The organism is Qipengyuania sp. SM2512 (assembly GCF_054954005.1).
Genome location: NZ_CM143134.1, coordinates 986,392 through 999,450, shown reverse-complemented (window position 1 = coordinate 999,450; position 13,059 = coordinate 986,392). Strand labels below are relative to the sequence as shown.

Below are 13,059 nucleotides of genomic sequence, written 5' to 3'. Positions count from 1 at the left end.
ACAGCGCTGCCGGATTGTCGTGAAGCACCGTCATGACAATGCGAATGACGTTTTGCAACCGCAGGGGGCGAAGGAAAGTTTCGCGCGGGGCAAGTTTTGCGTAACAGCCTTACCCAATCGGGCCCTTCTCAGGAGTTGCGGCTGACCCGGTCGAGCTTGTCGAGCGCGCTACGCAAGCCGGCGCGCGGATCGTCGCTGCGCTGGTCGCGGGGCTCGCCCGCCCCGCCGCGGTCGCGATCCGCTTCGCGCCGCAGGAAGGCGATCACCGGATCGTCGGGCTGCTCTTGCGCCGGGGCTGCAGGGTCCGAGGAGGACCGCGAACGCTGCGCGGCGAGCGCGGCATCGAAACGCGCCACCAGCTCGGAAAGCGAGGAGGCGGACAAGTCGGGCGGCGCGGTACCGGCTTGGGGCTCGCTACCAACACCAACATTGCCAGCTCCAGCGTCATCGCCAGCGCCATCGCCCTCCGCCGTCCACGAGGGCTCGTCGGACAGGTCGCTGGCGGAGGGCGACCAGTCGCCAGTCTCGGCGGGCGGCGCGGGCGCCAGCTCCTCTTCGAAACGGGCTGCAGGCTCGGGGGGAAGCTCTTCGTATTCCGCTTCCTCGACTCGCTCGGGCGCATCGAAATCGGGACCTTCGCTCTCGACCTCCTCCGCTTCGCTAGCGGCGGGTTCGGGCATGGCCGCGAAACCGGCGTCGGGATCGGGCTCCTGCTCCTCCGGTTCGGAGCGGGACCAGTCCTCGAGCGGGTCGTCGTCGAAATTGCCGCGGATCACGCGCGGCAGGCCGGCGACCAGCCGATCCGCAGCGAAGCGCTGCAGATCGTCATCCTCTTCGTCGCCGGGAGGGGTTTCGATCTCCTCCGCGGCGCCCTCTTCTGCGGCGACCTCTTCTTCGCCCACCGCATCCGCTTCGGCGGCCTCGCCAAGATCGACTTCGCTCGCCTGAAAGATGCGCCCGGCTTCCTGCTCGGTTTCGGTGGCTTCGGGGCCGGCTTCGGGGGGGGCGAGCGGCTCGTCGCGGCCGCTCATGCTGCGGCGCCCGGCGAGCCGCGTCGGAACCATGCCGGGAGCATCGCCCTCCGGCGCGTCGGCGAGGCCGATCTCGTCCGCGGGCGCCTCTGGGGCGAAATCCTGCTCCAGCGAATCGTCGCCATCCGCGAGCCAGGGCGAATCGGTAGCGGGTGCAGCGGGTTCGCCGCTCGCTTGCGGTTCGTCGTGGATTTTGCGGATGCGGGCGGCGATCGCCAGTCCCAGCAGCGCGCCCAGCAGTGCAGCGACGGCGCTGATCGCGATCCGCGCGGTATCGCCCAGCGGCGGCGCGGCGGCGGGGATGAGGTCGGCGAGACCCGTTCCAACCACCAGACCCTCGAAATTGGCGGGCGGTACGACGAAAGTGCCCAGCCCCAGCAGGGCGGCGAACCACAGCGCGACGATCGCCGGGAAGGCCGGATGCGCGGTCAGCGGTTTGGTGGTGCGGCTGGCGCCCATGGTTGCGTCGTTCTTTCTCTGCCTGCCGGAGACCGCAATCACGCGGCGCGTGCGGGGTTCCTGTCGGCTTTGCGCGGTAGCAGGCTTTGGTAAACGGCCTGATAACGATCGATATTATGCGCCCAGTCGTGGTGCGCCGCAACATGCGCCGCAGCGCGCTCGCGGATCGCATCCCATTCGCCGCGGCGGTCGAGCAGATCGGCGAGCGCGTGCGCGCAGCCCCGCCGATCGTCGGGCGGGAACAGCACCCCCGTGCGGCCGTCCTCGATCAGCTCCCGGTGGCCGCCGACGTCCGACGCCGCGACCACGCGCCGCTGCGCCATCGCCTCGAGCGGTTTCAGCGGGGTGACCAGATCGGTCAACCGGCTGCGCTTGCGCGGATAGGCCAGCACGTCGATCAGCGAATAATAGCGCTCGACCTCGGAATGCGGGACCCTGCCGGTGAAGGTGATGCCATCGGCGGCGGGGCTGGCGGCGGCGCGCGCGCGCAAGGCCTCCTCCATCGGGCCGCCGCCGACCAGCAGCAGCCGCGCCCGCGGGTGGCGCGCGCGCAGCAGCGGCAGCGCGTCGATCAGATCGCCAAGCCCCTCGTAATCGTAGAAACTGCCGACGAAACCGATCACCGGTCCGCCATCGAGGCCCAGCTCGGTTGCCAGCGCCTCGTCGCGCGGGGGCGGATCGCCGAACAGCGCCATATCCACGCCATTGGGCGAGAGACCGATCTTGCCCGCATCGTGGCCGCGCGCGATCAGATCGCCGCGCAGGCCTTCGCAGATCGTGAACACCGCATCCGCGCCCGCGACCACGCGGTTCTCGAGCGCGCGGGTCAGCCGGTATTTGAGCGATCCGGCGCGCCCGGTGCCATTGCCGACCGCGGCATCTTCCCAGAAGGCGCGGATTTCGTAGACCAAGGGCAGGCCCAGCCGGCGCGCGGCGCGCAAACCGGACATCCCGATCAGCGCGGGCGAATGCGCGTGGAGGATATCGGGCCGCCAGACCTGCGCCGCCCGTTCGATCGCGCGGCGCACACCCTCGATCTCGTTCCATTCGCGCAGGCCCGGCGGGCCCGAGGGCAGCGCCGGCGCGCGGTAGAAGGTCAGCCCCTCGGCCTCGTCTTCCTCCAGGCGGTCGGAAGTCGTTGCGGCAGGAGCGCCTCCCTGGCGCGGCCCGGTGAGCCCGCGCGCCTCCATGCCGGCGGCGAGCTGGCTTTTCATGATGGCGCGCGTGCGGAAGGTGTAGCCGGAATGCAGCGGCAAGGAGTGGTCGAGGATATGCAGGACTCGGGTCATCGGGCTATGCTGTTGCACAACAGGCTTAACGCCCCGTCAACCGCGATGGCCTAGGCCAGCGTCAACCGCGCCCGCGCTGCGATTTCGAAAGACGCCGCATTTGATCGACTATTTCGCCCTTGCCCTGACCCATGGCCTGCTGCTGGTCGCGCTGCTGCGGCTGATCGGGCGCGAGGATGTCGATGTCGAACCTATCGAGTCCGAGGAAGAGGCGCAGGTCGAATTGGCGACGAAACCGCCCGAAGGCGCCGCCGCAGCGCGCCGCGCGGCCCGGAAGCGGCGCCGCAATGCTTGACCTTGCACTCTTCGCCTTCGTGCTGGCGTTTCTGGCGCTGGGGATCGCGCGACCCTTCCTGTGGGTGCTCGCCTATATCTACATCGACATTCTCGCACCGCAGAAGATCGGCTGGACGCTCACGCCCGCGCTGCCGATCTCGCTGATCGCCTTCTGCGCCGCCTTCGCCGGCTGGCTGCTGACCGATTCCAAGAAGGAGACGCGGGTCCATTACCGGCAGGGGCTGATGCTGGCGCTGCTGCTCTATTGCGGTTTCACCACCACGCTGTCGGCTTTCCCGGTCGAGGCCGCGCACAAATGGAGCTGGGTGTGGAAGGCGCTGGTGTTCGCGATTTTCCTGCCTTTCACGCTCACCACAAGAACGCGGATGGAGGCGCTGCTGGTCACCGTCGTGCTGACGCTGGGGGCGATCGTCATCGCCACCGGCATGAAGACCGTGCTCGGCGGGGGCGGCTACGAAAGCCTCTATTTCTTCGTCAACGACAATTCGGGGATCTACGAAAGCTCGACTCTCGCCACCGTCGCGATCGGCTCGATCCCGCTGGTGCTGTGGTTGATGAAGCACGGCACCGTCTTTCCTCCCGACTGGCGGGTGAAGCTGTTCGGCTACGGGGTGATCTTTTCCTGCCTGCTGATCCCGGTGGGGACCGAGGCGCGCACCGGACTGGTGTGCATTGCGGTGCTGGGCGTGCTGATGCTGCGCGACGTGAAAAACCGCATCCTCTACCTCCTCGCCGCCGGCGTGCTGGCGGTGGGCGCGCTGCCGTTCCTGCCGCAAAGCTATTACGAGCGCATGGCTACCATCGGCAGCCACGAGGGCGATGCCTCGGCCTCGACCCGGGTCGCGGTGTGGAACTGGACGCTGGACTACGCCGCCGAACACCCGCTGGGCGGCGGGTTCGATTCCTACCGCGCCAACAGCTTCACCTACATGATGCCGGTCCGCACCCAGGAGGGCAATTCGATCGCGGTCGATTATGTCGAGGTCACCGACAAGGGCCGCGCCTTCCATTCGGCCTATTTCGAGCTGCTGGGCGAACAGGGCTATCCCGGGTTCCTGATCTGGATGGCGCTGCAGATTACCGGGCTGCTCGAGATGGAGAAGCTGCGCCGCCGCTATCGCAAGCGCGACGGACCCCGCGCCGCCTGGACCGCCGATCTCGCCAGCGCGCTGCAGGCGGCGCAGATCGTCTATCTGGTGGGGGCGACCTTCCAGGGGATCGCCTACCAGCCGGTGATCTTCCTCTTTCTGGGACTGCAGATCGCCCTGTGGACCTATTGCGCGCGGCGCGACTCGACCCGCGGCGCCGACGCCGGCGATGAGCGCGCGGCGAAGCGCGCCCGCCGGCGGCGTGAACCGCCGCAACGCGACCCCGCCTTGCCGTAAGGGCAGCATTCGCGCGGTTGCGCGCGCCTTTGCCATCCGCCATGACGCTTGCCAGAGTGCGGCCATTGGCTGCGCGCAAGGCATGCAATTTCACAGGAGAGGCATATGACCCCGCAGGACATGGCGACCAAGGCCGGCGAACATCTGGGCACCAGCGAATGGGCGGAGATGAGTCAGGAGCGCATCAACCAGTTCGCCGAGGCGACCGGCGACCACCAGTTCATCCATATCGACGAGGAAAAGGCCAAGATGACGCCGTTCGGCGGCACCATCGCCCACGGCTTCCTGACGCTCTCGATGATCCCCTATCTGTCCGCCAATTCCGACCTGCCCAAGGTCGACGGCGTGAAAATGGGCGTCAATTACGGGGGCAACAAGACGCGCTTCATCAGCCCGGTCAAATCGGGCAAGCGCATTCGGGGTCACTGGAAGCTGGTCGATCTGACCGAAAAGCGCCCCGGCCAGTGGCAGCAGACCAGCGAGATCACGATCGAGATCGAGGGCGAGGACAAGCCCGCGCTGATCACCGAATGGATCATGCAGTTCTTCGTGTAAAATAGCGCGAGTCCCCGCGAAGGCGGGGACCTCAGGCGATCCAGAGCCAGGCCAACCGAGACCCCCGCGCCTCCGCGGGGGATCACACTTTGAGGAAGATAATCATGTCCCGCGACGCAGTCATCGTATCCACCGCCCGCACCGCCATCGGCCGCGCCTACAAGGGCGGCTTCAACGACACCTCCGGCCCGACGCTCGGCTCCTATTCGCTCAAGCCCGCGATCGAGCGCGCCGGCGTCGAGCCGGACATGATCGACGATGTCGTCTGGGGCGCCGCGCTCCAGCAGGGGACGCAGGCGGGCAATCTCGCGCGTCAGGTCGCGCTGCGCGCCGGCTGCCCGATCGGCACCAGCGGCATGACCGTCGATCGCCAGTGTTCCTCGGGCCTGATGGCCATCGCCACCGCCTCCAAGCAGGTCACGCTCGACCGCATGGATGTGGTCGCCGCCGGCGGGCAGGAATCGGTCAGCCTGGTGCAGACCAAGGACATGCGGGTCATGCCCGATCCCGAACTGATCGCGATGCACGGTGCGATCTACATGCCGATGCTGCAGACCGCCGAGACCGTCGCGCAGCGCTACGGCATCTCCCGCGAAGCGCAGGACGAATACGCGCTCCAGTCGCAGCAGCGCACCGCCGCGGCGCAGGAAGCGGGCCGCTTCGACGCCGAGATCGTCTCCGTCAGCACGACCCACAAGGTCAAGGACAAGGAGAGCGGCGAGGTTTCCGATCAGGACATCACCATCGCCAAGGACGAGGGCAACCGCCCGCAGACCACGCTCGAGGGTCTGGCCTCGCTCCAGCCGGTCATGGGGCCGGGCACCAGCATCACCGCGGGCAACGCCTCGCAGCTGTCGGACGGCTCCTCGGCCAGCGTCATCATGGAAGCCAAGCTTGCCGAGCAGCGGGGCCTCCAGCCGCTCGGCCGCTATATCGGCATGGCGGTCGCGGGCACCGAACCCGACGAGATGGGCATCGGTCCGATCTTCGCCATCCCCAAGCTGCTCAAGCGCTTCGACCTCAAGGTCGACGATATCGGCATCTGGGAGCTCAACGAAGCCTTCGCCGTGCAGGTGATCTACTGCCGCGACAAGCTGGGCATCGACAACGACAAGCTCAACGTCAGCGGCGGCTCGATCTCGATCGGCCACCCCTACGGCATGACCGGCGCTCGCTGCGTCGGCCACACGCTGATCGAGGGCAAACGCCGCGGCGCGAAATACGGCGTCGTCACCATGTGCGTCGGCGGCGGCATGGGCGCGGCGGGCCTGTTCGAGATCTTCTGATCCTCGATCGAACGTGATGCGAAAGGGGCGGCCGGGGAGACCCGCGCCGCCCTTTTTTCATGCTCCACCGCCGACGGGTTTTTTGTGAGAACTGAACGTGGGGCGACGCTGCTAAATTGCTTCGACCCGGTGCACTATGGCGTGGCGCGCAAGAGCGCTTCTCGCATGACCACTTCCTTCGAACTTTGGCGTTCGACCCGCCCATCGGCGCCCACTCTCGCCATCTCGGTCGATGTAGTACGTCTCCAAACCTGTCCGTATGGATCGGCCTCTAAGAAGACTTCGATTACGCCCGCGATCTCTTCACTCTTCCGTTCAACGTAAGCTTCCTCGAACGAAATTGGCTCCTGCAAAATCTCGCCCAAAACCACGTCGCTCCTTGCGTCTTCTCGGTGAACGGAGTCGGGAGAGACGGTCAGCTTCACCCTGTAAGTCGCGCCGTCACCGACTGAGTTTTGCAATGCAAGTCGCGCAGGTTCGAGCGCCGCAGGATGATGAAAAAGCTCGCCATCCGCTAAAGAGCCAGGTTGAATATCAAACGCTTCAATGGTGGCGAGCACCGACTCAGGGTCGCACTCAACTTGAAAGGCGGCCCAAGTAAAATACCAGCTGCCACACGCCTCTGGCGAGATATCCGCGGCTTTGAGCCAGGCCTCTCGGCGACCCTCCATTTCCTCACGGTTCAATAGCTGCATGCTGCCATCGTATGCTTGGAAAATCCGGACTGGGAAGTGCCAATTGATCAGTCGCTGATCGTCGGAAGGTCCTAACGGCAGATCGTACACTCGCTCCGTTCCATCTGGCCGAACATTGACGATCTGTTCGACATATTCGTGCCCGCCGCGACTGTTAGAAGATGAGCCGTCCCCCTTGGTCTCCAATTCGTGGGTTACAGTGATGCGGTGCCGATCACCCGCCATCTCTCGGGGATTTTGGGCGTGAGCCTCAGCCGAGAGCGAGATCACGAGGAAAATGGCCAGGATTAGTTTCACTGTCGGCAGGCTATTGCTTCTCGTCTGAATGTCCAGATCGGTTGATTGTCGAGCATTTACCAGAATCCGCAAGTGGGTCGGAAGCTCTCCCCAGTCCCATCCGGTTCCGTCACCCGTGCGCGGCGATGAATTCCTCGACCACCGGGGCGATCTTGTCGCGCCAGCGGCTGCCGTTGAAGATGCCGTAATGGCCCGCGCCCTCGGCCATGAAATAGCGCTTCTTCGCGACGTCGAGATTGGGAGTCAGCTCCAGCGCGGCGCGGGTCTGGCCCAGCCCCGAGATATCGTCGCGCTCGCCCTCGATCGCCAAGAGCGCGGTCTTGGTGATCTCGCCCAGATCGACCAGCCGGTCGCGGTGGGTGAAGGTGCCGTTGGGGATCGAGTGGGTCTGGAACACCTCGTCCACCGTCTGGAGGTAGAATTCCGCGGTCATGTCGCAGACCGAGCGGTATTCCTCGTAGAAATCCTTGGTCGCCTGCGCGCCCTCGTCGTTGCCGGCGTTGATGTGCTTGAACATCTCGTAATGGCTGGTGAGATGGCTGCCGAGATTCATGCTCATGAAGCTCGCGAGCTGGAGGAAGCCGGGATAGACCCGCCGCCCCGCGCCGCGATGCTGCATCGGCACGGTGGCGATCACCGTCTGGCGGAACCATTCGATCGGGCGATCCATCGCCATGTCGTTGACCGAGGTGGGCGAGCAGCGGGTGTCGATTGGGCCGCCCATCATCGTCAGCGTCGCAGGCGTGCAGGGGTGGTCGTCGCGGTTCATGATCGCGGTCGCGGCGAACACCGGGACCGAGGGCTGGCAGACCGCCATCACATGCGCGTTCGCGCCGATATGCTCGAGGAATTCGATCACATAGTCGATATAGTCGTCGAGATCGAAATGCCCGTCGCTCAGGGGCACGGTCTTGGCGTCGGCCCAGTCGGTGACATAGACGTCGTAATTCTCGATCATCCGCTCGACCGTGCCGCGCAGCAGCGTGGCGTAGTGCCCGCTCATCGGCGCGACGATCAGCAGCCGCGGCGCATCCTCGGGCAGGCTCGCGCGGCGGAAGCGCTTGAGATCGCCGAACGGCTTGTTGAGCACCGTCGCTTCGACCACCGGATGGTCCTCGCCGCTGACCGCAACAGTTTCGATCCCCCAGGCGGGCTTGCCGCGCGGCGCCGAGGCGTGGGAGAACACTTCGAGCGCCGAGGCCGCCATCGACCCCATCCCGAGATAGCCGAACGGGCCGGTGTAATTCGCCGGATTGGCCGGATTGGTCATCATCTCCGAGCCGATCGCGGCCCAGGCGCTGGCGCTCGAGAGCCAGCTGCGCTGCAATTCATAAGCGTGGTAAAGCATTGGTTTCCCCTGCAAACGCCTCGTCCGGGCGTCCAGACATGGTGGCAAGGTGGCGCTTTGGCATTCATTGTGCAATGCACAATCGCCCGCATCCGCCCGAGCGCGCCGTTGTGGACGCTCCCCGGGCGCCCCATCTGAGACCGGCGAAGAAACGCCGGGAGTGTATGGATTTCGGCGGCGCGGGAGCCTAGGTGACCCTCATGGACGGTGCTCAGATGAACGAAAGCGTTCCGCGCGAAGATTTCCAGCGCGCCGGCCGCGAAGGCGAACCAGCCAAGGCGCGCTCGATCAGGCCGCTGTTCATGGTCTGGCGCGCGGCGCTGGCCTACCCCGGCTATCTCGCACTGGCGGCGCTGGCGCTGCTTATCACCGCTGCGGCGACGCTGGCGATACCCGCCGGGTTCAAGCTGATCATCGACCAGGGTTTTGCCGCGGGTGCCGACCCGGACGCGATCGGGCGCTGGTTCCGCTATCTGTTGCTGATCGTCCTCGTGCTCGCGCTGGGCACGGCGATGCGGTTCTATTTCGTCAGCTGGCTGGGCGAACGCGTGGTCGCGGATATCCGTCTGAGCACCCACCGCAATCTGATGCGGCTGGCGCCCGATTTCTACGAGGAGAATTCGCCCAAGGAAATCTCCAGCCGGCTGACCAGCGACACCACGCTGATCGAGCAGGTGGTGGGCACCACCGTCTCTGTGGCCTTGCGCAATTTGCTCATGGCGATCGGCGGGACGATCTACATGTTCTATCTGGTCCCCGGGCTGACGCTGGGCCTGATCCTGATCATCCCGGTCATCATGCTGCCGCTCACCTATTTCGGGCGGCGGCTGCGCACGGTCAGCCGCACCAGCCAGGACCGGGTGGCGGATATCGGCGCGATGGTCACCGAAGTGCTTTCGGCGATGAAGATCGTCCAGGGCTTCAACCAGCAGGAGCGCGAGAGCGGGCGGTTCGGCGATGCAGTGGAGCAGACCTTCACCGTGGCCCGCCGCCGCATCCTGATCCGCGCGGCAATGACCTCGATCATCATCCTGTTCGTCTTCGGCGGGATCACCATCCTGATCTGGCGCGGTGCCGCCGCGGTGGCCGAGGGGACGATCACCGGCGGGACCATCGCCGCCTTCGTGCTGACCGCCGGGCTGGTCGCGGGCGCCTTCGGCTCGCTCATCGAGGTCTATGGCGATCTGCTGCGCGGCGCGGGGGCCGCCAGCCGGATCGCGGAACTGAAGGACGAGCGCCCGACCGTGGCCGCGCCCGAGCGCGCGCAGGCCCTGCCGGTGCCGCCGCGCGGCAGCCTCTCGTTCCGCAACGTCACCTTCCGCTATCCGACCCGGCCCGAAATCGCCGCGCTCGCCGATTTCACGCTCGAGGTCGAGCCGGGCGAGACGGTTGCTATCGTGGGCCCTTCGGGAGCGGGCAAATCGACCATTTTCCAGCTCGCAGAGCGGTTCTACGACCCCCAGGCGGGGACGATCCGCCTCGATGGCGTGCCGCTGACCAGCGCCGACCCGCATGCGGTGCGCGAGCGGATCGCCATGGTCCCGCAGGACGGCGTGTTGTTCAGCGCCAATGCGCGCGACAACATCCGCTACGGCGCCTGGGGTGCTACCGACGAGCAGGTGTGGGAAGCGGCGCGGGCGGCGAATGCGGCGCAATTCCTCGAGGATCTGCCCGACGGGCTCGACACCTATCTGGGCGAAAACGGCACCCGGCTCTCCGGCGGGCAGCAGCAGCGGCTCGCCATCGCCCGCGCGGTGCTGCGCGACGCGCCGATCCTGCTGCTCGACGAGGCCACCAGCGCGCTCGACGCCGAGAGCGAGCGGCTGGTGCAGGATGCGCTCGACCAGCTCATGCGCGACCGGACCACGCTGGTGATCGCGCACCGGCTCGCCACCATCCGCGCCGCCGACCGGATCGTGGTGATGGAAGCCGGCCGCATCGTCGAACAGGGCACCCATGCCCAGCTTTCGGCGGGCGGCGGGCTCTATGCGCGGTTGGCGACGCTCCAGTTCGGGCTCGAAAGCGTCTGATCTTACTCGACGTTCGACGGAAGGCCGAGCCCGTCCGACCAACGGATTTGGCGTTCGGGAGGCGCTGGGTTAGGCTCTCCGCCACAGTCCGGCGCGCTGCATGCGCGCGGACGGTCGCATTTTCGGGAGACTAACACATGATCCGTACCCTTCTCGCCGGTGGCGCCAGCGCCATCGCGCTCGCCATCGCTGCACCGGCGTTCGCGCAGACCCAAACCCAGGACGAGGCCGCCACCGCCGCGGCCGCCGCCGAACCCGCCACCCCGACCATGAGCTTCGGCACCTGGGGCTTCGATCCCGAATACCTCTCCGATGACATCGATCCGGGCGACGACTTTTTCGGTTTTGCCAATCAGACATGGCTCGAAGCCAATCCGCTGCCGCCCGAGTTCAGCCGCTTCGGCGCGTTCAACCTGCTGCGCGAGAAATCGACTTCCGACGTCAAAACGCTGATCGACGAGCTGGTCGCCAGGGACCCCGCCAGCCTGACCCCGGACGAAAAGCGCATTGTCTCGGCTTACAATGGCTATCTCGACACTGCGGCGATCGAAGCCGCGGGCCTGGCGCCGGCGCAGCCCTATCTCGACGAAATCCGGGGTGCGGACACGCTCGCAGACCTCGTCACCTTGTGGTCGAAGCCCGGCTACTCCAGCCCGCTGGGCGGCTACGTCAGCGTCGATGCAAAGGAACCCACGCGCTACTCGGTCTATCTCGGCTCGGGCGGGCTCGGACTGCCGGACCGCGACTATTACCTCGACGAGACCGAAAAAGGCCGCGACATCCAGGCCAAATACCGTGACTATCTGACGTTCCTGCTGGGCGAAGCCGGGTATTCGGACGCCGCCGGGATGGCTCAGCAAGTCTACGCTTTCGAAGATGCAGCGGCCCGCACCGTCGCCTGGGACCGCGCCACGCGCCGCAACCGCGACCTGACCTATAACGCGCTGACCGGTGCCGAACTGAAAGGGATGGCGGGAGACTTCCCGCTCGACGCGATGCTGACGACTTCCGGCTTCGCCGACACAGACCGTTTCATCGTGTCCGACCTGCCGCCCAGCGCCGAGCGCGTGGCGGAACTGGGCCTGACGCCCGAGGTCGTCGCCAAGATTGGCGGCGGCACACCCGCCATGATGAAGCTGGTGCAGGAAACGCCGATGGCGGTGCTGCAGGCCTGGACCGCCAAGGGCTTCCTCAATGCCAACGCCGCGGTGCTGCCCGGCACGATCGACGAGGCGAACTTCGCCTTCTACGGCACCACGCTCAACGGCACACCCGAACAGCGCCCGCGCTGGAAGCGTTCGATCGACGAGACCGAAGGCCTGCTGGGCGAACTGGTCGGCGCGTCCTATGTCGAGCGCTACTTCCCGGCGGAGAACAAGGCCGCGATGGTCGATCTGGTCGCCAATCTGCGCAAGGCTGTGGCTCAGAGCATCGACGACATCGAATGGATGAGCCCGGAAACCAAGCGCGAGGCGATCGCAAAGCTCGACGCTTTCGATCCCAAGATCGGCTATCGCGACGAGCTGGAGACCTACGACGCGCTGGCGATCGACGCCGCCGACCCGATCGCCAACCGGATGGCGGCTGCGCAATGGCAGTGGAACGATATGCTGTCCAAGCTCGGCGGGCCGATCGACCGTACCGAATGGGGCATGCTGCCGCAGACGGTGAACGCCTATTACAACCCGACCAAGAACGAGATCGTGTTCCCGGCGGGCATCCTGCAGCAGCCGTTCTTCGGCATCACCGCCGATCCGGCGGTCAATTACGGCGGGATCGGCGGGGTGATCGGGCACGAGATCGGTCACGGGTTCGACGATCAGGGCTCGAAGTCGGATGGCACCGGCATGCTGCGCAATTGGTGGACCGATGCCGATCGTGCCGCCTTCGACGAACGCGGCACCGCGCTGGTCGAGCAGTACAACGCCTTCTGTCCGCTCGACGACGGTGAAACCTGCGTCAACGGACGGCTGACGCTGGGCGAGAACATCGGCGATCTGGGCGGGCTCAGCCTCGCCTACCGCGCTTACAAGCTGCATCTGAACGGACAGGAGGACAAGGTGATCGACGGGCTGACCGGCGATCAGCGCTTCTTCCTCGCCTGGGCGCAGGTGTGGCGTTCGCAGCAGCGCGAGGATGCCGCCCGCCAGCGTCTGCGCACCGACTCGCACAGCCCGGAGGAATTCCGCGTCAACGGCGTGGTGCGCAACATGGACGCCTGGTACGCAGCTTTCGGCGTGACTCCCGAGGACGAGCTTTATCTCCCGCCCGAGGAACGCATCTCCATCTGGTAGGACAGCAGGCGACGACCTGATCGCGCGGTAAGCGAACCGCAAAGCAAAAAAGGGGGTGCCGGTCGCTTGACTTGGCACCCCCTTTCTTCATGG

10 protein-coding genes are annotated in these 13,059 nt (G+C 66.2%); 6 read left to right on the top strand and 4 right to left on the bottom strand.

All coding sequences use genetic code 11. The features are described 5' to 3' along the window. Positions 1 to 128: 128 nt before the first annotated feature. Positions 129 to 1,490, bottom strand: a complete 1,362-nt coding sequence (locus ACQ5J0_RS05125; protein ID WP_462569453.1) for a hypothetical protein — start codon at positions 1,488 to 1,490, stop codon at positions 129 to 131. Positions 1,491 to 1,528: 38 nt separating this feature from the next. Beyond that, positions 1,529 to 2,779 (bottom strand): TIGR04063 family PEP-CTERM/XrtA system glycosyltransferase, encoded by a 1,251-nt coding sequence (locus ACQ5J0_RS05120; RefSeq protein ID WP_462569452.1) that lies wholly within the window; start codon positions 2,777 to 2,779, stop codon positions 1,529 to 1,531. Between the two features lie 100 nt (positions 2,780 to 2,879). Here ACQ5J0_RS05120 and ACQ5J0_RS05115 point away from each other — a divergent pair, with 100 nt between their 5' ends. The 4 genes from ACQ5J0_RS05115 to ACQ5J0_RS05100 all read left to right on the top strand — a co-directional run bounded on the left by ACQ5J0_RS05115 (position 2,880) and on the right by ACQ5J0_RS05100 (position 6,302). Beyond that, a complete protein-coding gene (locus tag ACQ5J0_RS05115) occupies positions 2,880 to 3,074 on the top strand; it encodes a hypothetical protein (RefSeq protein WP_462569451.1) in 195 nt (64 codons plus the stop codon). Further along, positions 3,067 to 4,461 carry a putative O-glycosylation ligase, exosortase A system-associated gene (locus ACQ5J0_RS05110; protein ID WP_462569450.1) on the top strand — a complete coding sequence of 465 codons (1,395 nt, stop codon included), beginning with the start codon at positions 3,067 to 3,069 and terminating at the stop codon, positions 4,459 to 4,461. The genes ACQ5J0_RS05115 and ACQ5J0_RS05110 overlap by 8 nt, the downstream gene beginning before the upstream one ends. Positions 4,462 to 4,566: 105 nt before the next feature. After that, complete coding sequence (locus ACQ5J0_RS05105) at positions 4,567 to 5,016, top strand: MaoC family dehydratase (protein WP_462569449.1); 450 nt, start codon at positions 4,567 to 4,569, stop codon at positions 5,014 to 5,016. A gap of 104 nt (positions 5,017 to 5,120) precedes the next feature. Beyond that, entirely contained in the window at positions 5,121 to 6,302 is a 1,182-nt protein-coding gene (locus ACQ5J0_RS05100) for an acetyl-CoA C-acyltransferase (protein WP_462569448.1), read from the top strand. Positions 6,303 to 6,436: 134 nt separating this feature from the next. Here ACQ5J0_RS05100 and ACQ5J0_RS05095 read toward each other — a convergent pair whose 3' ends face one another. Beyond that, positions 6,437 to 7,294: a hypothetical protein gene (locus ACQ5J0_RS05095; protein WP_462569446.1), complete on the bottom strand. Its 858-nt coding sequence runs from the start codon at positions 7,292 to 7,294 to the stop codon at positions 6,437 to 6,439. A gap of 109 nt (positions 7,295 to 7,403) precedes the next feature. After that, entirely contained in the window at positions 7,404 to 8,642 is a 1,239-nt protein-coding gene (locus ACQ5J0_RS05090) for a polyhydroxyalkanoate depolymerase (protein ID WP_462569445.1), read from the bottom strand. A gap of 302 nt (positions 8,643 to 8,944) precedes the next feature. Here ACQ5J0_RS05090 and ACQ5J0_RS05085 point away from each other — a divergent pair, with 302 nt between their 5' ends. After that, a complete protein-coding gene (locus ACQ5J0_RS05085) occupies positions 8,945 to 10,672 on the top strand; it encodes an ABC transporter transmembrane domain-containing protein (protein WP_462570061.1) in 1,728 nt (575 codons plus the stop codon). A 137-nt stretch (positions 10,673 to 10,809) separates the two neighbouring features. Further along, the gene (locus ACQ5J0_RS05080) at positions 10,810 to 12,966 is read left to right on the top strand and encodes a M13 family metallopeptidase (RefSeq protein WP_462569444.1); all 2,157 of its coding nucleotides are present in this window, start codon (positions 10,810 to 10,812) and stop codon (positions 12,964 to 12,966) included. Positions 12,967 to 13,059: the final 93 nt, after the last annotated feature.

Excerpts from the sequence above, each read along its gene's own strand:
- ACQ5J0_RS05080 (WP_462569444.1), top strand. The coding sequence starts at position 10,810 with ATGATCCGTACCCTTCTCGCCGGTGGCGCCAGCGCCATCGCGCTCGCC.
- ACQ5J0_RS05110 (WP_462569450.1), top strand. The coding sequence starts at position 3,067 with ATGCTTGACCTTGCACTCTTCGCCTTCGTGCTGGCGTTTCTGGCGCTG.
- ACQ5J0_RS05100 (WP_462569448.1), top strand. The coding sequence starts at position 5,121 with ATGTCCCGCGACGCAGTCATCGTATCCACCGCCCGCACCGCCATCGGC.
- ACQ5J0_RS05085 (WP_462570061.1), top strand. The coding sequence starts at position 8,945 with ATGGTCTGGCGCGCGGCGCTGGCCTACCCCGGCTATCTCGCACTGGCG.
- ACQ5J0_RS05125 (WP_462569453.1), bottom strand. The coding sequence starts at position 1,490 with ATGGGCGCCAGCCGCACCACCAAACCGCTGACCGCGCATCCGGCCTTC.
- ACQ5J0_RS05090 (WP_462569445.1), bottom strand. The coding sequence starts at position 8,642 with ATGCTTTACCACGCTTATGAATTGCAGCGCAGCTGGCTCTCGAGCGCC.
- ACQ5J0_RS05105 (WP_462569449.1), top strand. The coding sequence starts at position 4,567 with ATGACCCCGCAGGACATGGCGACCAAGGCCGGCGAACATCTGGGCACC.
- ACQ5J0_RS05120 (WP_462569452.1), bottom strand. The coding sequence starts at position 2,779 with ATGACCCGAGTCCTGCATATCCTCGACCACTCCTTGCCGCTGCATTCC.